The 19,893-nt window shown below is 61.8% G+C and carries 26 protein-coding genes; 16 read left to right on the forward strand and 10 right to left on the reverse strand.

What is annotated here, in order from left to right; all coding sequences use genetic code 11:
• The first annotated feature begins 1 nt into the window (after position 1).
• Positions 2-1,495: a phage terminase large subunit gene (terL, locus tag EOB80_RS17130; RefSeq protein WP_127328710.1), complete on the forward strand. Its 1,494-nt coding sequence runs from the start codon at positions 2-4 to the stop codon at positions 1,493-1,495.
• A gap of 29 nt (positions 1,496-1,524) precedes the next feature.
• A complete protein-coding gene (locus EOB80_RS17135) occupies positions 1,525-3,090 on the forward strand; it encodes a DUF1073 domain-containing protein (protein ID WP_164762644.1) in 1,566 nt (521 codons plus the stop codon).
• A gap of 13 nt (positions 3,091-3,103) precedes the next feature.
• Here EOB80_RS17135 and EOB80_RS17140 read toward each other — a convergent pair whose 3' ends face one another.
• Positions 3,104-3,358, reverse strand: coding sequence for a hypothetical protein (locus tag EOB80_RS17140; RefSeq protein WP_127328712.1), 255 nt, complete (start codon positions 3,356-3,358; stop codon positions 3,104-3,106).
• A 231-nt stretch (positions 3,359-3,589) separates the two neighbouring features.
• Here EOB80_RS17140 and EOB80_RS17145 point away from each other — a divergent pair, with 231 nt between their 5' ends.
• Entirely contained in the window at positions 3,590-4,411 is an 822-nt protein-coding gene (locus EOB80_RS17145) for a phage minor head protein (RefSeq protein WP_206516815.1), read from the forward strand.
• Between the two features lie 74 nt (positions 4,412-4,485).
• Here the strand turns inward: EOB80_RS17145 and EOB80_RS17150 are convergent, their stop codons facing one another.
• The 7 genes from EOB80_RS17150 to EOB80_RS17180 all read right to left on the reverse strand — a co-directional run bounded on the left by EOB80_RS17150 (position 4,486) and on the right by EOB80_RS17180 (position 8,672).
• Entirely contained in the window at positions 4,486-4,737 is a 252-nt protein-coding gene (locus tag EOB80_RS17150; RefSeq protein ID WP_127328713.1) for a GlsB/YeaQ/YmgE family stress response membrane protein, read from the reverse strand.
• A gap of 88 nt (positions 4,738-4,825) precedes the next feature.
• Positions 4,826-5,212, reverse strand: coding sequence for a DUF4112 domain-containing protein (locus EOB80_RS17155; RefSeq protein ID WP_245466369.1), 387 nt, complete (start codon positions 5,210-5,212; stop codon positions 4,826-4,828).
• A 64-nt stretch (positions 5,213-5,276) separates the two neighbouring features.
• The gene (locus tag EOB80_RS17160) at positions 5,277-5,768 is read right to left on the reverse strand and encodes a YidB family protein (RefSeq protein ID WP_064993495.1); all 492 of its coding nucleotides are present in this window, start codon (positions 5,766-5,768) and stop codon (positions 5,277-5,279) included.
• Positions 5,769-5,875: 107 nt separating this feature from the next.
• On the reverse strand, positions 5,876-6,178 hold the full coding sequence (locus EOB80_RS17165; protein ID WP_127328715.1) for an addiction module antidote protein: 303 nt from the start codon (positions 6,176-6,178) through the stop codon (positions 5,876-5,878).
• Between the two features lie 2 nt (positions 6,179-6,180).
• Positions 6,181-6,468, reverse strand: a complete 288-nt coding sequence (locus EOB80_RS17170; protein WP_127328716.1) for a type II toxin-antitoxin system RelE/ParE family toxin — start codon at positions 6,466-6,468, stop codon at positions 6,181-6,183.
• A gap of 273 nt (positions 6,469-6,741) precedes the next feature.
• Positions 6,742-7,098, reverse strand: coding sequence for a hypothetical protein (locus EOB80_RS17175; RefSeq protein ID WP_127328717.1), 357 nt, complete (start codon positions 7,096-7,098; stop codon positions 6,742-6,744).
• A 41-nt stretch (positions 7,099-7,139) separates the two neighbouring features.
• Positions 7,140-8,672: a hypothetical protein gene (locus tag EOB80_RS17180; RefSeq protein WP_127328718.1), complete on the reverse strand. Its 1,533-nt coding sequence runs from the start codon at positions 8,670-8,672 to the stop codon at positions 7,140-7,142.
• A gap of 301 nt (positions 8,673-8,973) precedes the next feature.
• Here EOB80_RS17180 and EOB80_RS17185 point away from each other — a divergent pair, with 301 nt between their 5' ends.
• The 3 genes from EOB80_RS17185 (at position 8,974) to EOB80_RS17195 (ending at position 12,508) form a co-directional block, all read left to right on the forward strand.
• Entirely contained in the window at positions 8,974-10,320 is a 1,347-nt protein-coding gene (locus EOB80_RS17185) for a DUF2213 domain-containing protein (protein WP_127328719.1), read from the forward strand.
• A 72-nt stretch (positions 10,321-10,392) separates the two neighbouring features.
• Positions 10,393-11,343, forward strand: a complete 951-nt coding sequence (locus tag EOB80_RS17190; protein WP_127328720.1) for a hypothetical protein — start codon at positions 10,393-10,395, stop codon at positions 11,341-11,343.
• 70 nt (positions 11,344-11,413) lie between these two features.
• A complete protein-coding gene (locus tag EOB80_RS17195; RefSeq protein ID WP_206516816.1) occupies positions 11,414-12,508 on the forward strand; it encodes a hypothetical protein in 1,095 nt (364 codons plus the stop codon).
• A gap of 204 nt (positions 12,509-12,712) precedes the next feature.
• On the opposite strand, the gene EOB80_RS17200 is transcribed toward EOB80_RS17195, so the two are convergent.
• Positions 12,713-13,195: a hypothetical protein gene (locus tag EOB80_RS17200; RefSeq protein ID WP_127328721.1), complete on the reverse strand. Its 483-nt coding sequence runs from the start codon at positions 13,193-13,195 to the stop codon at positions 12,713-12,715.
• A complete protein-coding gene (locus EOB80_RS17205) occupies positions 13,182-13,448 on the reverse strand; it encodes a helix-turn-helix transcriptional regulator (protein WP_127328722.1) in 267 nt (88 codons plus the stop codon). Before EOB80_RS17205 ends, EOB80_RS17200 begins: the two co-directional genes overlap by 14 nt.
• A 207-nt stretch (positions 13,449-13,655) precedes the next feature.
• On the opposite strand from EOB80_RS17205, the gene EOB80_RS17210 reads away from it, so the two are divergent.
• From EOB80_RS17210 to EOB80_RS17250, 10 genes are read left to right on the forward strand one after another with little or no spacing between them, the layout of a single operon-like run.
• Positions 13,656-14,087, forward strand: coding sequence for a hypothetical protein (locus tag EOB80_RS17210; RefSeq protein WP_127328723.1), 432 nt, complete (start codon positions 13,656-13,658; stop codon positions 14,085-14,087).
• A gap of 24 nt (positions 14,088-14,111) precedes the next feature.
• Positions 14,112-14,537 (forward strand): DUF4054 domain-containing protein, encoded by a 426-nt coding sequence (locus EOB80_RS17215; RefSeq protein WP_127328724.1) that lies wholly within the window; start codon positions 14,112-14,114, stop codon positions 14,535-14,537.
• Between the two features lie 14 nt (positions 14,538-14,551).
• Positions 14,552-14,854: a hypothetical protein gene (locus tag EOB80_RS34560; RefSeq protein ID WP_164762645.1), complete on the forward strand. Its 303-nt coding sequence runs from the start codon at positions 14,552-14,554 to the stop codon at positions 14,852-14,854.
• 4 nt (positions 14,855-14,858) lie between these two features.
• Positions 14,859-15,299 (forward strand): hypothetical protein, encoded by a 441-nt coding sequence (locus tag EOB80_RS17225; protein ID WP_127328725.1) that lies wholly within the window; start codon positions 14,859-14,861, stop codon positions 15,297-15,299.
• A gap of 31 nt (positions 15,300-15,330) precedes the next feature.
• Positions 15,331-15,750, forward strand: a complete 420-nt coding sequence (locus EOB80_RS17230; RefSeq protein ID WP_127328726.1) for a hypothetical protein — start codon at positions 15,331-15,333, stop codon at positions 15,748-15,750.
• 6 nt (positions 15,751-15,756) lie between these two features.
• On the forward strand, positions 15,757-16,149 hold the full coding sequence (locus EOB80_RS17235) for a hypothetical protein (protein ID WP_127328727.1): 393 nt from the start codon (positions 15,757-15,759) through the stop codon (positions 16,147-16,149).
• 6 nt (positions 16,150-16,155) lie between these two features.
• Positions 16,156-16,887, forward strand: a complete 732-nt coding sequence (locus EOB80_RS34565) for a hypothetical protein (RefSeq protein WP_164762646.1) — start codon at positions 16,156-16,158, stop codon at positions 16,885-16,887.
• A 31-nt stretch (positions 16,888-16,918) separates the two neighbouring features.
• Positions 16,919-18,877, forward strand: coding sequence for a DUF3383 family protein (locus EOB80_RS17240; RefSeq protein WP_164762647.1), 1,959 nt, complete (start codon positions 16,919-16,921; stop codon positions 18,875-18,877).
• Positions 18,878-18,909: 32 nt separating this feature from the next.
• The gene (locus tag EOB80_RS17245) at positions 18,910-19,341 is read left to right on the forward strand and encodes a hypothetical protein (protein WP_027162333.1); all 432 of its coding nucleotides are present in this window, start codon (positions 18,910-18,912) and stop codon (positions 19,339-19,341) included.
• Between the two features lie 9 nt (positions 19,342-19,350).
• A complete protein-coding gene (locus EOB80_RS17250; RefSeq protein ID WP_198032106.1) occupies positions 19,351-19,854 on the forward strand; it encodes a hypothetical protein in 504 nt (167 codons plus the stop codon).
• Positions 19,855-19,893: the final 39 nt, after the last annotated feature.

Raw genomic sequence — 19,893 nt, forward strand, 5'->3', positions numbered from 1 at the left:
CATGGCGCGCATATCAGGCGTCATCCCGCCAACACCGGACGAAATCCGGATTGAGCTGGATCGGCGAGCATGCGCTCGCTCGCTCGCCGAGTTCGTCAAGCGGGCTTGGCATGTCCTGGAGCCGGGGCAGCCCTACAAGCACGGCTGGCACATCGATGCCATCTGCGACCATCTCGAGGCGGTGACACTCGGCGAGATCTTGCGGCTGCTCATGAACGTGCCTCCGGGCACCATGAAATCGTTGCTGTCGGGCGTCTTCTTCCCGTCTTGGGAGTGGGGACCGCGCGCCATGCCGCATTTGCGGTTCATGGGCACGTCCTACAAGGACTCGCTGGCGATCCGCGACAACGTCAAAACACGACGTTTGGTCACGTCCAAATGGTATCGAGATCGCTGGGGCGATCAGTTCACCATGATCGGCGACCAGAACACCAAGACCAAATTCGAGAACGACAAGACCGGCTTCCGCGAGGCGATGGCGTTCAACTCGATGACCGGCTCTCGCGGTGATCGCGTGCTCCTCGACGATCCGCTTTCTGTCGCGATGGCGAAGTCGCCGGTCGAGCGCCAGACAGCGAACGACACCTTCCATGAGGCGCTGCCGACGCGTCTCAACAATCCCGATTCGTCAGCGATCATCGTCATCATGCAGCGGTTGCACGAGGACGACCCTTCGGGCGTCATCCTGGCCAACGACTACGGCTATGAGCACCTCATGCTGCCGATGGAGTTCGAGCCCGAGCGCAAATGCTACACCTCGATCGGGTTCGAGGATCCTCGCAAGGTCGACGGCGAATTGCTGTTTCCCGAGCGCTTCCCGCCTCACGTCGTCGAGCGCGACAAGAAGATCATGGGCAGCTACGCCTCGGCGGGGCAGTTCCAGCAGCGCCCCGCGCCCCGCGAAGGCGGCATGTTCAAGCGCTCCTGGTTCGATGGCAAATTCGTCAGGCAAGCGCCCAGGGGCACGGTCTGGGTCCGCCATTGGGACTTGGCCGGCACGCGAGGCGGCACTGGCGCACGCACCGCCGGCGTCAAGCTCGGCCGCGATCTCGACGGCCACTACTACGTCGGCCATGTCGTGACCCTTCGCGAGGAAGGCAAATCGGTCCGCAAGACCATCAAGGCGCAGGCGGCGGTCGACGGCAAGACGGTCAACATCAGCCTGCCGCAGGATCCCGGGCAAGCCGGCAAGTCGCAGGTCCAGGACTATGTCTCTGATCTGGCCGGCTACCGGGTCCATGCCGAGGGTGAAACCGGGGACAAGATCACGCGCGCCGAGCCGTTCTCGGCACAGTGCGAATACGGCAACGTCTTCATCGTCGAAGGCGAATGGAACGAACTCTATCTCGACGAACTCTGCATCTTCCCGGCCGGTAAACTCATGGACCAGGTCGACGCATCTTCCGGAGCCTTTACGAGGCTGCTCAACATCAAGGGGGCCATGGTGATCAGCGACGACGTGCTTCGCCGCGCCTCCCAGCCGGCGCCGCGATGATCAGAAGGTTTTTTCGCGCAGCGCGCCGCATGTTGCGGAAGCCGGCGGCGGATGCCGCACCAGCGCCGCAGCCGAACGCGACGCCGCCTGGCACGCGTGGCCCAACACGCATCTCGGACGCTATGCTGTCGGCCTTGCGCGCCCAGAAGGCCACGGCTGCGCAGCCGGTGTCCGTCTTCACCATGCCGCAGCATCCTGCCGGCGTGCTGCCGTCCGGAAACACCGGCCTCGCCATGGACAGCGCCATCGGCGGCGTCCACTCGTGGGCCAATGGGTTCGCGCTCAACGGCTTCTTCACCGAGGGTCTGACGTTCCTCGGCTACGCCTATCTGTCGGAGCTGGCGCAGCGCCCGGAATACCGGGTGATCTCCGAAACCATCGCCAGCGAGATGACGCGGAAATGGATCCGCTTCACCTCGAGTGACGGCGAGGACAAGGCCGACAAGATCACGGAGCTGGAGGCCGAGTTCAAACGCCTCAACGTGCGTGACGTGTTCTGCAAAGCTGCCGAGCAAGACGGCTTCTTCGGCCGCGGTCACATCTACATCGACACCGGCGACACGGACAATCCGGACGAGCTGCAAAAGCCGATCGGGGACGGCTGGGACAAGCTCTCCGTCGCCAAGTTCGCGAAGAAGCCGATCGATGCGCTGCGCACCGTCGAGGCGGTCTGGTGTTATCCCACGTCCTACAACTCGAACGATCCTCTCAAGGCGAACTGGTACCGGCCCGACACCTGGTATGTGCAGGCCAAGATGGTCCACACCACTCGGCTGATCACGCTCATCGGCCGCGAAGTGCCTGACCTGTTGAAGCCGACCTATTCGTTCGGCGGCCTGTCGCTGTCGCAGATGGTGAAGCCGTATGTCGACAACTGGCTGGAGACGCGCCAGTCGGTGAACGACATCATCAGCGCCTTCACGGTGTTCGTGCTCGCCACCAATCTCGGCGAGACCCTGCAGGCCGGCGGTGATCAGCTCTTCAAGCGCGCCGAGTTGTTCAATTTGGTCAGGTCCAATCGCGGCTTGATGATGATCGACAAGGACACGGAGGACTTCCAGAATGTCTCCGCGTCGCTCTCCGGCCTCGATGTGCTCCAGGCGCAGTCACAGGAGCACATGGCGTCGGTCAGCCACATTCCGCTGGTGAAGCTGCTCGGCACGCAACCGGCAGGGCTGAACGCCTCCTCCGAGGGCGAAATTCAGGTCTTCTACGACTACGTGCACTCGTTTCAGGAGAAGCTGTTTCGCAAGCCGCTGCACTTCCTCCTGGGCTTGGTGATGATCTCGCTCTGGGGCGAGACCGACGACGGCATCGGCTTCGAGTTTGAAAAGCTCGAAGAGACCAACGAGAAGGAAGCGGCCGAGGTTGAGAAGACCAAGGCCGAGCGCGACCAGATCCTGATCGACACCGGCGTGATCTCGCCGGAGGAATCGCGCCAGCGCGTTGCCGCCGATCCGGACTCGGACTTCTCTTCGATCGACGTCGACGACATGCCCGAGCTGCTCGAAGAGGAAGAGGACGGCCTTGTGCCGAAGGGCGGCTCGCCGGTCAAGGATCTCGACGGCGACAATGAAACCAAGGACGCGGCGTGAACTAAAACCGTTCTCAGCTGGGAACGGTTAGCAGCTCTTGCGTGAGAAATTGTAACGTGACTTTTACAACGAACAGCGAGTTTCTCGTATCGTCACGGACATTGACGGAAAATTCGCGGAAAGTGCCATTCGGCATCCGATCTTTGGCGATTTCAAGCAGCGCGCCTGCCGCCTCATATTTGGCGGCTTCCAAGCTTCCAAGCTCGGTGCCCTGAGGATCGGGATAAAGTTCATTATTGGCGGTTAGATCAAAAAAGAAGCGGGCCATTGCTGTCGCGGCCTCCCTCAGGCCATGGGGATCTTTACTCCTTTCCGAAGCGCACCTCAAAAGGTTTCAACGTACGTTTTTTACCCAAGGACGTGCCGGGCGCGCGCCTTGCCGGTAGCAAATTCAAGCTCGCATGATAAAACCGACAGGTGATCACGCTCAACCTCTGGGAAATCATCAAAGCACAGACGCCCGACGATCGCGAGATCGCCGAGACGCTGAGGGATCGTGATGTCCAGCCTACAAAGCCGACGGACGGCCAAGCGCAACGAAAAGGTGCTGCGCCCGGTCCGGCCAAACGTCGGGATTGAAGCGGCCTACCGGGGCCGCCTGACGCGCCTCATCGACGCCATGAGCGATAGCGTGGTCTACTGGCTCCGAGCCTCCTACCGGGCCAATACGCCCCGCATGGCGCAGGACGAGACGCCAGCGGATGCGCTGCGCCGATCGATCCGCAAGCTTGCCGCGCAATGGACCAAGCGCTTCGACATCGCCTCGGATCACCTCGGCGACTATTTCGCATTGTCGGTCGAGAAACGTTCGAGCGCGGCACTTCGCAAGATCCTGCGCGATGGCGGCATCTCGGTCGAATTCAGGATGACGGCCGCGATGCGCGACGTTGTCGACGCCACGATCCACGCCAATGTGGCGCTGATCAAGTCGATACCGTCGCAGTATTTCGACCAGGTCGAAGGCGCTGTCATGCGGTCGGTGCAGACCGGCCGAGACCTCGCCGGGCTTGTCGCGGAGCTGGAGCGCTACTCCGGCATCACGAAGCGGCGCGCGGCCTTCATCGCACTCGACCAGAACAACAAGGCGACGGCGGCCTTCAACACGGCGCGCCAGCTCGAACTCGGCATCGACGAAGCCGAGTGGCACCACAGCGGCGGCGGGAAAGAACCTCGGCCCACACACGTCCAGGCTGGTCGCGAGAAGGTCCGCTACAAGATTTCGACTGGCTGGTACGACCCCGCTCTAAAGCGCTTCATCCGGCCAGGTGAGGAGCCCGGTTGCCGCTGTGTGTGCAAGCCGGTCATCAAGGGCTTCTATTAGGAGTAATCGCGCGCGTGACCTCCGAGGTCACGCGCTCAATCAACAGTTAGAATGTGCAGAAAGTCGATCGTTGTTCAGCGCCTAATCATGCGGGCAACCGCAATCAAAATACAGGCACCTATGAAGCCTGCGACCAGATACCCAAGCCAACCGGCCAACGATACGCCCAGCAGCCCGAGAAGGACGTTGGCGACGATGGCGCCAACGATCCCCAAAACAATGTTCATAAGCACGCCCATATTGCTTTTCATGAACATCTCGGCGAGCCAGCCGGCGATACCGCCGATCACGATAGCAGCTATCCAACCGACACCTGGATTTTCCATTTTTTCCCCTTTGCGTGAACCGAAATTGGTTCGGCCGCAAAACGTGCGATCAACCGATAAAGTTCCTTGGGTGAATACCGAGCTGCAATCAGGCAGTTCGCATCGCCTGGCCGCTGCCATTGTCCGCTTTACCAAGGTGGCGGCGAAGCAGCCTGATGTTGCGATTGTTGGCCTTGAAATACACGTCGAAGATTGAGCCCAGAATAGGGACGCTTCCTACAACCGTATCCAGCAATACATTCCCTAGCATTCTGGCGACCAAGATCTTTCCAGCGCCGCAGCTTCGGGCTCGCATTACGATATAAGCCGAAACGATACCCGTCGCCGCATCTCCGAGCACAGGCACCAGACCTACCAGGGCATCGAGGCCGAAACGAATTGAGGTCCCCGGAATGCGCCAACGGGAATCGAGCAAGGCCGCCAACAAATCCAATTCGGCAATGACGCTTGCTGACTTGGCGCGCCGAACGTTCATCCCAGTTGTCCCAGAGGCTGAGCCTGTACGCCTCAGCGGGTTTTCCTGAGATATGGCCGTCATCCTAGACATCGTCTGGAGTTGATTTGGCTTGCGGCCTATTTGGGGGAACGTCGTCGAGCAGGGTTGTCGGATCGGAGCCTTCGGCTGGCTCGGGGGGCAGTTCGCCATTTGGCGTCATCTTGTTGACGGCCTCTGGCAAGTCCCGGGTGATCCTGCTGATGAGTTCCTCGCGCGAAAGGCCTGTCTGCATCGAGAGTGAAGTCAGCGTGTCTTCGTCTATTGCCGCTTCCACCTCATTTGGCTCGATGGGTTGGTTCGGCCCAGTGCCTACCCAGGAGTCGACCTTTGAGCCGGCCCCCGCACCTCTGAATCGATCTAGGATATCGCCAAGCGCCGTCCCCGACACGCCCTTGGAAAGCTGATCTATAATCCCGCCTTGCGGGTCGTTCGGATTACGATTTCCCGCCCCGCGGATCAATTCGCCAATTTTGTCGCGATTTTGGTAGGCCAGAACGCCGAGCATCGCGACCGCCAGTCTTCCGAGATTTGCCATTTGGACCTCCACTGTTCGAGAGGAGAAGGTCCTAACCTTGCAAAGGTTCCGCCAGCGACGATCAAACTGACGAAGCCCGATCCCTTACAGCCCTCTTTGGCTGATCGTCAGGCCGCGCGCTCATGCTCGCGCGGGGCGACCGACAAGCGAAGCCCCATCGCGTCGAGCACTGAAACGACCGTGGCAAGGGACGGGTTTCCACCCTCGCTGAGTGCCTTGTAGAGGCTTTCGCGAGACATGCCGGTTTTCTTGGCGATCTCCGTCATGCCCTTGGATCGGGCGACTTGGCCGAGTGCCTTGCACAGAAACTGGAGGTCGCCTTCCTCCATGACAGCGTCAAGAAAGGCGACGATCTCCTCTTCGCTGTTGAGGTAGTCGGCGGTGTCCCATTTGCTGGTCGTGATAGCCATTTCTAAACCTCCTTTGCGATGTCCAGCGCGCGCTTGATGTCGCGGCTCTGGCTGCCCTTGTCGCCGCCGCACAGCAGTATCACGACGACGTCGCCGCGTTTGAGAAAGTAAATGCGGTAGCCCGGTCCATAGTCGATGCGAAGTTCGCCGATGCCGTCGAAGAACTTGGCATCGCCGAGATTGCCGTCCTCGACGCGGCTGATGCGCGCCAGAATGCGCGCCTTGGCTCTGCCGTCACGAAGCCTCTCGAACCATGCTTCAAAGACGTTGGTTTTGATGACTTCGATCATGCCTAGTTGTATCCTATGGGATACACTTTGGCAAGGACATAATTGAGAGGACTGTCACAATGCCTGCCACCTCTGAGGCTCCGGCGAGCCGGCGCGTGCTCGGCATTTCGAAGCCCTTGGGCTAAGAGTTCGCCATGGACAGCGCGGGCCAGACAGCCTCACTGATGCTGGTTGCGCAGTGGCGATGTCCTGGTGCTCCCGCGTTCGTCGACCGACACCAGCTGGCCCGGCATTGGTGCTGGCCCGGTGGCAACTAAGGCGGCGCAACCGGTGTCAGAAGAACAGCCGATAGAGCACGAGCGCCACCACGTTGGCAAAAACGAGCGTGGGGAAATGGTACTTAAGAATTTTATCAAATTTCGCATTCGCAGTGTTCGCCGAATTCAACGCCATTGCGGCTAGCTGATGCGCGGCGAACGCGTCGCTGCGGGCGCGGATGAGAAGCCCATCGCGCATCTGCTGCGAGACGTCTGTCTTAGGTGGAAGATCGAAGTGACCAAGTTCCCATCCGACCTCGTTGTCGGCCCTCAAGGCTATCAGCTGGGCGGAATCCTCCGCGCCTGTCTGCGCGATTAGCCTGTCCAGCGCGGCGCGCTTCCTGCTCAGAGATGTTTCGAATTCGTCGGACATAGCCACGTTCCAAAAAATGAACTTGTTGAAGCATTCGCCAGTTAGTCGCCTAACTGCGATTCCGTTGTCGTTCTAGCGCTACTCCCGGCCGCCTCACGGATCAGCCATCTCATTCCTGAGGGCTTCGGGAACCTGTCGAAAAGCGGCCGCTCGTCGATCGGCGCACGTCCTGGATTTTTTTCGTGGACCGACCAGAGGCTCCAGCCTTTGTACTCTGGATCGTGAAGCCAGAGTTCAACGGCGCGAATGAGGGACGAAGGTGTCGCGGTCGCGAGAAGGCCCTCAAAGTCTTGAATATGCGTAAATCCGACGGGGACGAGATCTTCATCGGTGATCTCCGCTCCTTTCACCTGCCGGATCTGGTGGGCCAGCCGAAAGATCTCTGCCTGTAGCGTGGAGGACATATCCGCCCATGTGTCCAAGGTCAGTAGAACCCCTTTGAGAGCAGGTGAAAATTCGAGGTTGGCATCCACATGGCCGAGCCTCCGATGGGCGACGTGACGCCATATCTGAAAGATACCATAGGCAAGGTCAGCCAAGCCTTCGGCTTCAGCAGCAGATTCCGCGAATTTTGACGCATGGGAAGCTCTCTTAGCCTTGCATTCGATGAGCAACGACACGGTGCCGTCAGAAAGCAGGGCTAAATCCGACGATCTATAGTTCGTGCCCTTTTTCGGCGCGTACGGCTTCTCCCGAATTGTGGTGATCTCAGGCAGGAACCCATCGATGAGCATTGCGACGTAATCCTCGAAGCGCTTGCCCATTTGCTCGTTGATGCCGCCGGGCCCGACGATATCGTAGTATACTCCGTTGCTTATCCGCAGTGTTATCAGCGCCGGCAAAGGCGCAATCAGATGCGTATCGCCTGGAAGTACGATGCAGGGGCTTAGGCGAAGTGCACTCTTCTTATAGCCAGTGAGCCCAGCTTCCCCGCGCAACGTCGATGCCGCTGTCCTGGCTTGCAGCAGCGGCAGAGAGAGCTTTTTGAATACAATGTCTCTTTCCCTCTTGCCGATTTTGAGATCGCTGAGGTCGATGCTCATCGAGGCGAAAGGGTGACTCGCGAGATGAGCTCGCAGAGCGAACCCGCAAAACGCAAATCGCTCGACCGAAATCCCGACATTTTCTTCAAACCGCGCCAGCGCATCTGGAAAATCGAACACAAAAAGGGAGCGATAGAGTTGAAGAAAGTAATCGTATCCACGCTGCCAAGGGAATTGTCGCTGCGCCAAATGCCCGACCAGGTGAAGGATATTTCCCGCTTTCAACCAAACTCCGTCCTCGGCGTTCTCCAACTCCACGAGTTTAGAGATTAGTGCGTTCGCAGCGTTGTGATTCTTGACGTTCAGCCGTCGCGGGCCGGATCTCTGTGAGGTGGTCAGGTATTCGTTGACGAGAGTCTCGAGGAGCCAGGGCGCAAAGCGAAAACGTTCCTTAGCTAGCTCCATCTCCGGTAGACTAAAGTCTGGGCCGAAGCGGCGCGCACGGCTGAACTCCCCCTCGTGCAGCGACGCAAGCGACCAAACCAATTGAAGGAACTCGGTTGGATCGGCGATACTTAGGAGATCGCGCAATTCCTTCCTGAATCGGTCCCGCCTCCGCCTTAAGGCGAACGTCGATAGTCTTTCGGGATCATCATCGTCTGAAGCCGCCATCGCGTTGGTAACATACCCAAATGCAGACCGTCGGTGCAAAGTTTCCCGGTTTGTCCACACCTGCTCGAAAACAAGTCGAGAGTATCGACTCGCAGGTGCGCTGTCGCAGTTTTCAAGTGCCGACTTGTTTCGTTAAGCGACCGTCAACCGGCGCAAGGCCGCCCGGTCGCAGTAGGTCTTCCAAAAGTGATCAGATTTGACTAACCCTAGAGGATCGAACATGCCTGCCACTTCTGAGGGACCCCACCTCGTTGCGGTCAACGACGCGCTGGCCATGGATCGCAACAGCGTACGCGTGTTCGACCAGGACGGTCATCTGCGCGTCGAGATGACGCCGATCTCCAAGGCCAATATCTGCCCGTACTACGGCCGCGAGATCCCTGATTTCGAGGCCCTCGGGCTCGATCCCGAGCGGGTCTATCGCCTCTATCGCGATGCGGACGAGCTGGCGAAAGCAGCCCCGACTTTCGTCGGCAAGCCGCTGCTGCTCAAGCACATCCCGGTCAGCGCCAGGGACCATCCGCGCGAAGCCGTTGTCGGCGCGCTGGGTGACGCCGTGGAGTTCCATGCGCCGTACCTCATGGCGCCGCTCAGCATCTGGGATGGGGCGGCAATCGCGCTGATCGAATCCGATCGGCAGAAAGAACTTTCGAGCAGCTACCGCTACCGGGCCGACATGACGCCCGGCACGCTGGCTGGAGAATCCTACGACGGCGTGATGCGGGACATTTCCGCCAATCACGTCGCCTTGGTTGAGGAAGGCCGCGCCGGGCCTGATGTAGTCGTCGGCGACAGCAAAATGGAGATCATCACGATGAAGAAAACAGCACTGCTGTCGCGCATGGCGTCTGTCGCCCAGGGCGCGATCCTTGCCCACATCATGCCCAAGCTCGCCAGCGATCAGAAGATCGATGTCAGCGGCGCTCTCGCCGGCGTCACGGCCGAAAACTTCAAGGCCAAGCGGCCCGCCATCATCGAGGCGGTGAGCAAGGCAGCCAAGGGCAAGCTGGCGGCTGACGCCAAGCTCGACGGCCTCGAGGCGGTCCTGGTCGCGCTCGACGAGGTCGAAGTCAAGGAAGCCAACGACGAGGACGACGACGATGAGGAGGCCAAAAAGAAAAAGGCCGCCGAAGACGCCGCCGAGGAAGAGGCCAAGAAGAAAGCCGCCGAGGATGCGGACAAGGACGACGACGACAAGGTCGACAAGAAGGCCATGGACTCGGCGATCGCCGCCGCAGTGACGCAGGCCAAGACCGAGGTCCGCGCCGAGATGTTGAAGACGGCCGCCGATATCCGCACTGCGGAAGAAGCGGTTCGTCCCTACATCGGCAAGCTCGCCATGGCGCACGACAGCGCTGACGCGGTCTACCGCACCGCGCTCACCTCGCTTGGGGTGGATATCGCCGGGGTTCACGCCTCGGCGCTGCCCGCCATCCTCAAGGCCCAGCCGCTGCCGGGCTCCCACCAGGTGCAGAAGCCTGCCGGCGTCGCCATGGATGCCGCCGGCGTCAGCTCGTTCCACGAGATGTTCCCGGCCTCCAAGACACACATCGTCAAGTCGCTCTAAGGCGAGCGGCTTAAACCCAGAAACCCTTCGAGCCGGCCAGCGAGCCGGCTCTTTTCATGAGGAGTATCGCCCATGTCTGGCTTTCAGACGCAGGCCGCCTACAATCCCGCCCCGGCTGTTGAGGGCGACTTCGCTTCCGCCAACCCCCGCACCATGGTGCTTGCCGCCGCTGGCGCGCTGGTGTGCGGTGCGCTCGGCGCGGTCATCGGCCGCTTTGCCTGGCTGAGCTTCAACCAGCTCGACTCGGACAGCGCCCCGGCTGTGGTCAACACCTTCGGCAGCGGCCCGGTCGCGGGCTTCATCCACCGCGAGCAGCAGGGTCTCATGGAGGTCTATCTCCAGGAATCCACGATGCTGGTTCCGGCCGGTTTCCCCGTCACCGTCTTCAACGAAGGCGATTTCTGGGTGAAGAATTCCGGCCCCACCCCGGCGCAGTATGACATGAAGGTCTACGCCAACTATGCCGACGGCACGGCAAGTGCTGCCCCGACCGGCACGCCGAACGGCGCGACCACATCGGCCGGCTCGATCGCCGCGGCGACGAACGCGTTCACCGGCGCTATTGTCGGCAACGTGCTCACGGTTTCGGCCGTCGGCGCCGGCACCATCTACCCCGGAACGACGATCTCCGGCGTCAACGTCGCCGCTGGCACCAAGATCGTATCCCAGCTGTCGGGCACGCCCGGTGGCATCGGAACCTATTCGGTCAGCATCCCGGGCCAGAATGTCGCCGCAGGCACCGCGATTGCGGGCACCTATGGCGTTCTCACCGTCGGCGGCACCGTTGCTGGTGTCTTCGGCGTCGGCGACACCGTCACTGGCGCGGGCATCACCGCCACGACCACGATCACCCAGCAGCTTACCGGTCCCGCCGGTGGTGCTGGCACCTATGCCGTCGACGTTAACACCGTCGTCGGCGCAGCGGCGCTCACGGCGGCCACCAACGTCGAGACCAAGTGGCGCGTGCGTTCCTTCGCCCAGCCGGGCGAGCTGATGAAGATCAGCTCCTGGCCGCAGGGCTAAACCCACTTTTCCCCATCAACCTCGAACCATTCGCCGGCCGTGAAGCCGGCGGTCTGTGAGGAGAACCACCATGCAATTCCACGACTTCAATCAGGCCGCCGCAACATGGGCGCAGCATCGCCCGATGTTCGAGCAGGCCGGCATCTACCTTCCCGAGGCCCGCAGCTACGTCGTCGAGTCTTTCCGCACCAACCACCTCGCGATGGATGCGCAGCCCGCTCTGGCAACGACGGCGAACGGCGGCATCCCGGCGTTCCTGACCACTCTTGTGGACCCGGAGGTCTATCGCATCCTCTTTGCCCCCACCAAGGCCGCCGAGATCTTCGGCGAGACCCGCAAGGGCACGTGGATCGACCAGACCGCCATGTTCCCGGTCATCGAGCAGACCGGCGAAGTGTCGAGCTATGGCGACTACAACGACAACGGCCGCGCCGGCGCGAACATGAACTGGCCGCAGCGCCAGTCCTACCTATTCCAGGTCATCTCCGAGTATGGCGAGCTTGAAGTCGAGCGCGCCGGCCTCGGCCGCGTCAATTGGGTCAGCGAGGTCGACGGCGCTGGCGTGACCGTGCTCGCCCGCTTCCTGAACACCACCTATTTCAAGGGTGTGCAGGGCCTGCAGAACTACGGTCTGCTCAACGATCCGAACCTCGCTGCGCCGATCACTCCGGCCCCGAAGGCGTATGGCGGCGTGAAGTGGATCAACAACGGCCAGATCGTCGCCACGGCGAACGAAATCTACGCCGACATCCAGTCGCTGTGGTTGCAGCTCGTCACCCAGAGCGCCGGCCTGGTCGACCAGAACACCAAGATGACGCTGGCTCTGGCACCGGAATCGCAGCTCGCCATGACTGCGACGAACTCGTTCAATGTGAACGTCGAGGACCTGCTCAAGAAGAACTTCCCGAGCCTTCGGGTCGTTTCGGCGGTGCAGTATGGCGCGCTGACGTCGATCAACCCGACCGGCATCGCGGCCGGCAACCAGGTGCAGCTAATCGCCGACGGCATCGAAGGGCAGCAGACCGGCTACTGCGCTTTCAACGAAAAGCTCCGCGCTCACCCGATCGTGCGCGCGCTGTCTTCGTGGAAGAAGAAGATGACCAGCGGCACCTGGGGCGCGATCATCCGCCAGCCGATGGGCATCTCGCAGATGGTCGGCGTCTAAGGGCGCTTGACGAATGTCCTCCTAGGACAGCGAGGCGCGGAAATGCAGCCTCGCAAAGTGCTCCCGTAGGGGAGCCAGGGGACGGCCCCGTTCACCCTTAGTGAGCAGCCAGCGGTCCCCTTTTCAGTTTGCGGATGCTCCGTGGGAGGTACCTGTCCCACAGGTGCTGAGCCAGGATTGTCACCTGGCATCCGCTCCAGTTCCTCAGCCGAGCTTGATCAACTTCAACGCGCCGAGCAGAGACATCACCGGCCAAGTCCAGCGCCAGAGGATGAACTGCACAACCTGCCAGTGCCAAATCCAGTCTGCCCGGCGCTTGCCGTAGCGAGGCACCCAGCTGTCGCTGTAGAGGTCGTGCATGTTCGCGATGATATCCTCGCTGGTGGCGGCGGGCATCATCAACGAGAGCATTAACGCCGACGGCGGTTCGGCTGGTGCGGGTTCGGACGCTTTGTCCTTCATCTCTTTCACGAGCATGGCCGCTTGGCGTTCGTAGTCATCGAGCACCAACAACTCAATGCGAGCCTGATCCACCGCTTCCCGCTTCGTTAGAAAGTGTTTCACAGCGGCAGCTGAAATGTTTGCGTCGACATAAATGCCCTTGAGTTCCACCTTGGTGATCAGATCAATGGCCTTAGGTACGGAGAAAGAAGTTCCCGAAGGCTTTGCGTCATCAGGCGAGGACAAAGTCGTTCCCTCCCAGGGCATGGAAGGCGTTGGCGCATTCGCGAAGCGCGAGTTCACCTTCTCCGGTGATGGTGAAAAGCCGCTTGGCGCGACCGCCGCTGTCGTCTTTCTTGGCGCTGACGAGACCCTTTTCCGCCATGCGGTTGAGAGTGATGAAAAGGGACGCAAACTGCGGAGCGTTGGGAACACGTTCTTCAAGGACATTGTAGACCTTCGCTGCATGGGACGCTGGCCCGGCGCGCACGAGCGCCATGAGCGTCATTTCTTCTAGTCGGCCAATCATCGATCTTCCTCATTCTGTTGGCCGGCCGCCTTCTTCGAAGCGGTCACAGCAGTCTTCTCTCGTTAACAAATCGACGTTAACAGAGTAAAGTTAACAAATCTAACTTAGTGCCCGGGCTGCCCGATGTCAAGACTCGGCACGACGGCAGCCAGTCCCTTGATCAACCGGAGTAAAACGATGTCAGAAACAATCACCGTCGCCTGCAAGCTTCCGCATGGCCTCATTCTGCGCCTCCACGACATGGTGGACATGAACGAGCCGACCGCCGGCGGCAGCTTTCGCAAGGTGAAGCGCGCCCAGGTGATCGGCGAGCCGGTCGTGCTTAAAGGCTACAGCCGCCGCTTCGACCGTCGCCTCGAGCCGGCCCCGGTGGCGCAGGGCAGCAGCTACGCGCTGACCTACAACGTCGATGCCGATTTCTTCAAGAAGTGGCTCGATCAGAACAAGGACCTCGACGCCGTCAAGAACAACCTGATCTGGGCGCACGGCGCGGCCGACATGGTCGAGGGCTTCGTAAAGGAGCACGAGACGCAGAAATCGGGCTTCGAGCCGATCGATCCGAACAACCTTCCGCGCGGCATCCAGACCTACAAGCAGGAAGCCGCCTAACATCGCAACGCCCGGGAGGTCGCCATGGGCGTCAAGGTCGATTTCAGCTACGCGAATTTCGTGGCGATCTACCCGCAGTTCGCAACGCTGACCCAGCCACAGGTCCTCCAAGGCGCGCTGCCGGTGGCCGAACTCTACTGCCGCAACGATGGCAGCGGTCCGGTGAGCAGCGCCGACACGCAAACGACGCTGCTCAACCTCATGGTCGCCCACGTCTGCCAGCTCACCTATGGCGCCAACGGCCAGGCGCCGGCAGGGATCGTCGGGCGCGTTTCGAATGCCGGCGAAGGCAGTGTCTCGGTCGCGGCCGAGTTCCCGATGACGCCAAACAACGCCTGGTTCATGCAGACGCCGTTTGGCGCGGCCTTCTGGCAGGCGACCGCCGCCTATCGGACGATGCGCTACATCCCAGGCCCGCGCCGCACCTTCAACCCGTGGCCCAACCAGTAGAAAAGGACGTCGTCATGGAAAAGCTTCTTGCCATGTTGCAGCGCGAGTTTCGCGCCTTCCGCGAGCAGGCCGAGGACCGCATCAAGACCCTTGAGCGCAGCCTTCGCCTCGAGTCGCCAGAACCTGTCGTGGTGCCGGTCGAGCCCGAGACGCAGGCACCAGCCGCGCCCGCAGCCCCAGCTACCCCGCCGGCCACCCCGGCAGCTCCGGCTGCACCGGCTACACCAGCTGCGCCGGCCACCCCTGCGGCCGCAGACGCCACCGCCGGCACCGCCGATCCGGCCGCCGCTGCGAAGGCTGCAAAGGGCAGCGCGTAAGCCTATGGTCAAGCTCACGGGCGGCGACAAGCTCGCCGCCAAGCTTGCCGAGATATCGCGAAACCTCCAGAAGGCCGTATCCGTCGAGATCGGCTTCCTGGAGGATGCCACCTATCCGGACGGCACGCCCGTTGCACTGGTCGCCGCGGTGAATGAGTTCGGCTCGGCCGACACGCCACCGCGCCCGTTCTTCCGTGGCATGATCGCCGACAAGAGCTCCGAATGGCCTGATGCCGTTGGCAACCTTCTCGTCGCCAACGACTACGACGCGGACAAGACGCTGGGGCAGACCGGAGCGGCCATCAAGGGCCAGTTGCAGGCGGCGATCGTCGCCTATGTCGGCCCGACCCTGAAACCCGCCACCATCGCCCGCAAGGGCAACGACAAGCAGCTTGTGGACACGGGCCACATGCTCGCCTCGGTTGACTATGCCGTGAAGAAATAGCCCGGCACATCATTTCAAGGAGATCCTGACAATGCGTCTTGCAATCTGGGACAGCCAGCGCGGCACGGTAAATGCCAACGTCGCGCTGTTGAACAACTCTGTGCCAGCGGCGGTCACCGTCTCTGGCTTGCTGACAGCGGCCCAACTGCTCGCCGGCATCATCACCATCACCCAGGGCGGTGGCGCTCCCTCGGCGCAGCAGCTGCCGACCGGTGCCGCCCTCCAGGCCGCGCTGCCCGCCAACTTCGCCATCAACGACACGTTCGACGTCTCGGTGATCAACGCCTCCGTCGTCGATGCCGAGGATGCGACTGTCACCACCAACACCGGCATGACGCTGATCGGCTCGATGGACTTCCCGGCCCATAGCGGTCCGACCATCCCGTCGAGCGGCATCCTGCGCTTCCAGAGCACCGCGCCGAACACCTTCTCGGTCTACCGCGTCGGCTGATCGAAAATGAACCTGCACGGGATCGTTTCGGCCGCGATTGCGACGGTGAACCCGTTCGTGACCGCCACGCTCAAACGGTCCACTGGCTACACGACTGCTGCCGACGGTACGCGCACGCCAAGCTATGTCGACATGCCTGGTATATCAGTGCAGGTGCAGGCCCTCGGCTATAGCGACCTGCAGCAGCTCGACGGCTTGAACATCCAGGGCGTGCGGCGCGCCGTCTACCTCAACGGGCAGGCCTTGGCCGTGATGCGCCCGCTGCAAACAGGCGGCGATCTCTTCCTCTTCCCGGCCGGCACTTTGCCGGAGGGAAACACCTGGCTCGTCGCCCATGTGCTGGAGGAATGGCCTGACTGGTACAAGGTCGCGATAACCCTACAAATGGATGGAGCGTGACGTCTGATGAGCGGCCCGGTACCGAGCCAGTCAACCATTCAAACGGTTCTGCGCGGCTTTCTCCTGAAATATCTGCCGGCTGGCGTCGAGGTTGTGGCCTCGCAGGACAACCGGGTGCCAGAGCCGGCCGGCGATTTCGTCACCATGAACGTGCTTCGCCGCGGTCGGCTCTCCACCAATGTCGACACCTATCGGGATTGCGCCTTCACGGCCTCGGTCGACGGCGCGGTGATGACGGTGACCCAAGTCGAGTTCGGCACGCTCCTGGTTGGAGCGACCGTCTTCGGCGCGTCGGTGGCCGATGGCACTCTGATCGGCCCGCAGACGGCCGGTACGCCGGGTGGCATCGGAACCTATGGCGTAGCGCCATCGCAGACCGTGACCGCTCAGACGCTCGCCTGTGGCGCCGAGACCATCATGCAGCCGACCGATGCGGTGATGCAGCTCGACGTGCACAGCGCTTCGGATGGTGTCGCCTCCGACATGGCGCAGACGATCTCGACGTTGATGCGCGATGAGCGGGCAACCCGCTTCTTCACCGACGCCGGTTTGGATGGCGCGCCTCTTTATGCCGAGGATCCTCGGCAGGTGCCGTTCCTCAACGGCGAGCAGCAATACGAAACCCGCTACGTCGTCGACGTGCATATCCAGGCCAACCAGGCGCTCGGCCTGCCGCAACAATTTGCCGACCAGGCCGCGATCGACGTTTTCCCCGTCGAAGCGACCTTCCCGGTCTGACCCCTCAATCGAAACAGAAAGGACCTGGTCCATGACGACCATCCCGGCCTCGCAGCTTGTGAACGTCATCCCGAACGTTCTCAATGCAGGCGGCAACGCGCTCGTGATGAACGGCCTCGTGCTGACCCAGAACACCCGCGTCCCGATCGGCCAGGTGCTGGCCTTCCCGAACGATGGTGTTTCGGTGGCGAACTTCTTCGGCGCATCGGCCGAGGAGACCGAGATCGCCTCGGTCTATTTCAACGGCTTCAACAACTCGACCCAGAAGCCCGCAACCATCCTGTTCACGCAGTATCCGTCGGCTTCGGTCGCGGCCTACCTGCGCGGCGGCCGCGTGGCGCAACTGTCCCTGGCGCAGCTCCAGGCGTTGAGCGGCACGCTCATCGTCGATGTCGATGGCTATGTCCGAACCGCCAATGCGATCGACCTAGCAACCGCGACCAGCTTCTCGGCGGCGGCAGCGCTGATCCAGACGGGCCTCAACGCCGCCTTGCCGCAAGCCGCGTCTGTGACGGGCTCCATCGCCGCGGCAACGGCCTCGGTCACCGCCTCGATCGCCGGCAGCGTCATGTATGTGACCGGCGTCACCTCGGGCTCCCTTGTGGCCGGTGCTGCCCTATCAGGTACCGGCGTCTCGGCCGGGACGGTGATCACCAACCAGTTGTCGGGAACGCCCGGTGGCATCGGCGAATATGTGGTCTCCATCCCGCAAGTAGTAGCCAGCGAGGCGATCTCGGCCGCCTACGGCACTCTCACGGTCAGCGCACTCGCTTCCGGCACCCTGTCGGTCGGCCAGACGCTTGCCGGCGCCGGGGTGACCGCTGGCACGCGCATCACACAGCTTGGCAGCGGCTCGGGCCTCACCGGCACGTACTTCGTCAACCAGTCGCAGACGGTAGCGAGCGAAACGATCACGACATCGGCCACGCCGCTGGCCGTCTCCTACGACTCCGTCTCTGGCGCTTTCGTCATCACCTCTGGCGTGGCGGGCGAGGCGTCGAGCTCTGCCTTCGCGACCGGCACGGTTTCCGACGATCTCTTTCTGACACAGGCCACCGGCGCGACCCTGTCGCAGGGCGCGGATGGCACGACGCCGGCAGCTTTCATGGCCGCCATCACCGAGCTTACCCAGAATTGGGCGACCTTCATGTCGATCTTCGATCCGGACGGGGGCTCGGGCTCTGCGCAGAAGCAGGCTTTCGCCCAATGGGTTAACGACACCAACAAGCGCTACGCCTACATCGCCTGGGATACCGACATCACCCCGACCGAGAGTGGCGAAGCGACGTCGAGCTTCGGCAACATCGTCAGCAGCGCCAATCTCGACGGCACCTGCGCGATCTACCAGCCCGCCGGCGGCTCGACCACGCCGGCACAGATCGCCGCCTTCATCTGCGGCGCTGCGGCCTCGATCGACTTCGAGCAGACCAATGGCCGCATCACCTTCGCATTCCGGGGGCAGGATGGCCTGGTGGCGGGCGTGACTTCCGCGACGGTGGCGAACAATCTCTTCGCCAACGGCTATAACTTCTACGGCGCCTACGCGACGGCGGCCCAGCAGTTCCTGGAGTTCCAGAACGGCTCGGTGTCGGGTGAGTTCGAATGGCTGGACAGCTACATCAATCAGGTTTGGCTGAACAACCAGCTCCAGCTCGCACTGATGGAACTGCTCCAAAACATCAACTCGGTGCCCTACAATGCGGCGGGCTACGAGCTGATCAAGGCGGCATGCCTCGACCCGATCAACCAGGCGGTGAACTTCGGCGCGATCCGCGCCGGCGTGACGCTGTCGGCGCTCCAGATCGCGCAGATCAATTCGGCGGCCGGCCTCAAGGCGAGTGACACCCTCCAGCTGCAAGGCTGGTACCTCCAGGTCAAGGATGCCACGCCGCAGGTGCGGCAGGCCCGCCGGAGCCCGCCCATCAACTTCTGGTACATGGACGGCGAGTCCGTGCAGCAGATCGAGCTGACCTCGACCCTCGTCCAGTAAGCGGCAACCCCATTCCTTCAAGGAGCTAGATCATGTCGTCTCTGACGGCCGCGAACGCGGTCATTACGCTTGCGGTGGCGAACCTCTTCCCGACACCGGTCCAACTGCAGGGCTTCGCGGCCGACAACATCTACGACATGGACAACGTCGACCTGGTCGAGACGGCCATGGGCGTCGATGGCATCCTGTCGGGCGGCTTCGTCTTCAACCCGGTCAACCAGACCTTCGTGTTGCAGGCCGATTCCCCGTCGATCGCATTTTTTGAAACCTGGGCGGCGACCCAGAAGCAGGCCAAGGACGTCTACACCGCCAACGGCAGCACCACGCTCCCGTCCGTGGGCCGGTCCTATGTGTCGACCAAGGGCTTCCTGATCAGCCTGCCGCCTATGCCGGCGGCGGCCAAGATCCTGCAGCCTCGCCGTTTCGCAATCCGCTGGGAGAGCGTTCAAAGCGTACCGAACTGAGGGTAAGGCATGCGTAAAGAGATCGACGTCACCATCACCGACGAAGGCCGTGACGAGGGCAAGACCTTCCACATTCGCGAGATGCCGGCGACGCGCGCGGAGAAATGGGCGATGCGCGCGCTCCTGGCCGTGGCGCGCTCGGGTGTTGAGCTTCCCGACGACTTCGCCGGCATGGGTATGCAGGGCATCGCCATCGTCGGGATCAAGGCGATCACCAAGATCGCCTTCGAGGATGCCGAGCCGCTGCTCGACGAGATGATGGAATGCGTCACCATCAAGCCCGACGCTCGCAATCCCGCCATCCAGCGCCCGCTGATCGAAGGCGATGTCGAGGAGATCGCGACGCTGATCCAGCTGCGGCAGGAGGTGATCAACCTTCACGTCGGTTTTTTTACCAAAGGCGGCAAGTCGAAATCGATCTCGAACTCGCCGTCGCCGGAGTCAGGCTCGCCGAATACGGAAACGTCTCCCGAGCCATCGGTCAGGTTCTCTCAAAGGGCAAAACGTCCCTGAGAGAACTCGACGAATGGCTGTCGATCGAGGACGTCCACG

The sequence above is a fragment of the Mesorhizobium sp. M7A.F.Ca.MR.245.00.0.0 genome (genome assembly GCF_003997415.1).
In the GTDB taxonomy this organism is placed as follows: Bacteria; Pseudomonadota; Alphaproteobacteria; order Rhizobiales; family Rhizobiaceae; genus Mesorhizobium.

What these genes read in the sequence shown, in the direction of transcription:
- EOB80_RS17210 (WP_127328723.1), top strand. Translation starts at nt 13,656, where the DNA reads ATGTCAGAAACAATCACCGTCGCCTGCAAGCTTCCGCATGGCCTCATT.
- EOB80_RS34565 (WP_164762646.1), top strand. Translation starts at nt 16,156, where the DNA reads ATGAGCGGCCCGGTACCGAGCCAGTCAACCATTCAAACGGTTCTGCGC.
- EOB80_RS17230 (WP_127328726.1), top strand. Translation starts at nt 15,331, where the DNA reads ATGCGTCTTGCAATCTGGGACAGCCAGCGCGGCACGGTAAATGCCAAC.
- EOB80_RS17160 (WP_064993495.1), bottom strand. Translation starts at nt 5,768, where the DNA reads ATGGCAAATCTCGGAAGACTGGCGGTCGCGATGCTCGGCGTTCTGGCC.
- EOB80_RS17190 (WP_127328720.1), top strand. Translation starts at nt 10,393, where the DNA reads ATGTCTGGCTTTCAGACGCAGGCCGCCTACAATCCCGCCCCGGCTGTT.
- EOB80_RS17170 (WP_127328716.1), bottom strand. Translation starts at nt 6,468, where the DNA reads ATGATCGAAGTCATCAAAACCAACGTCTTTGAAGCATGGTTCGAGAGG.
- EOB80_RS17235 (WP_127328727.1), top strand. Translation starts at nt 15,757, where the DNA reads ATGAACCTGCACGGGATCGTTTCGGCCGCGATTGCGACGGTGAACCCG.
- EOB80_RS17250 (WP_198032106.1), top strand. Translation starts at nt 19,351, where the DNA reads ATGCGTAAAGAGATCGACGTCACCATCACCGACGAAGGCCGTGACGAG.
- EOB80_RS17205 (WP_127328722.1), bottom strand. Translation starts at nt 13,448, where the DNA reads ATGGCGCTCGTGCGCGCCGGGCCAGCGTCCCATGCAGCGAAGGTCTAC.
- EOB80_RS17240 (WP_164762647.1), top strand. Translation starts at nt 16,919, where the DNA reads ATGACGACCATCCCGGCCTCGCAGCTTGTGAACGTCATCCCGAACGTT.
- EOB80_RS17195 (WP_206516816.1), top strand. Translation starts at nt 11,414, where the DNA reads ATGCAATTCCACGACTTCAATCAGGCCGCCGCAACATGGGCGCAGCAT.
- EOB80_RS17185 (WP_127328719.1), top strand. Translation starts at nt 8,974, where the DNA reads ATGCCTGCCACTTCTGAGGGACCCCACCTCGTTGCGGTCAACGACGCG.
- EOB80_RS17155 (WP_245466369.1), bottom strand. Translation starts at nt 5,212, where the DNA reads ATGAACGTTCGGCGCGCCAAGTCAGCAAGCGTCATTGCCGAATTGGAT.
- EOB80_RS17135 (WP_164762644.1), top strand. Translation starts at nt 1,525, where the DNA reads ATGTTGCGGAAGCCGGCGGCGGATGCCGCACCAGCGCCGCAGCCGAAC.
- EOB80_RS17215 (WP_127328724.1), top strand. Translation starts at nt 14,112, where the DNA reads ATGGGCGTCAAGGTCGATTTCAGCTACGCGAATTTCGTGGCGATCTAC.
- EOB80_RS17145 (WP_206516815.1), top strand. Translation starts at nt 3,590, where the DNA reads ATGTCCAGCCTACAAAGCCGACGGACGGCCAAGCGCAACGAAAAGGTG.
- EOB80_RS17225 (WP_127328725.1), top strand. Translation starts at nt 14,859, where the DNA reads ATGGTCAAGCTCACGGGCGGCGACAAGCTCGCCGCCAAGCTTGCCGAG.
- EOB80_RS17165 (WP_127328715.1), bottom strand. Translation starts at nt 6,178, where the DNA reads ATGGCTATCACGACCAGCAAATGGGACACCGCCGACTACCTCAACAGC.
- terL (WP_127328710.1), top strand. Translation starts at nt 2, where the DNA reads ATGGCGCGCATATCAGGCGTCATCCCGCCAACACCGGACGAAATCCGG.
- EOB80_RS34560 (WP_164762645.1), top strand. Translation starts at nt 14,552, where the DNA reads ATGGAAAAGCTTCTTGCCATGTTGCAGCGCGAGTTTCGCGCCTTCCGC.
- EOB80_RS17175 (WP_127328717.1), bottom strand. Translation starts at nt 7,098, where the DNA reads ATGTCCGACGAATTCGAAACATCTCTGAGCAGGAAGCGCGCCGCGCTG.
- EOB80_RS17150 (WP_127328713.1), bottom strand. Translation starts at nt 4,737, where the DNA reads ATGGAAAATCCAGGTGTCGGTTGGATAGCTGCTATCGTGATCGGCGGT.
- EOB80_RS17245 (WP_027162333.1), top strand. Translation starts at nt 18,910, where the DNA reads ATGTCGTCTCTGACGGCCGCGAACGCGGTCATTACGCTTGCGGTGGCG.
- EOB80_RS17140 (WP_127328712.1), bottom strand. Translation starts at nt 3,358, where the DNA reads ATGGCCCGCTTCTTTTTTGATCTAACCGCCAATAATGAACTTTATCCC.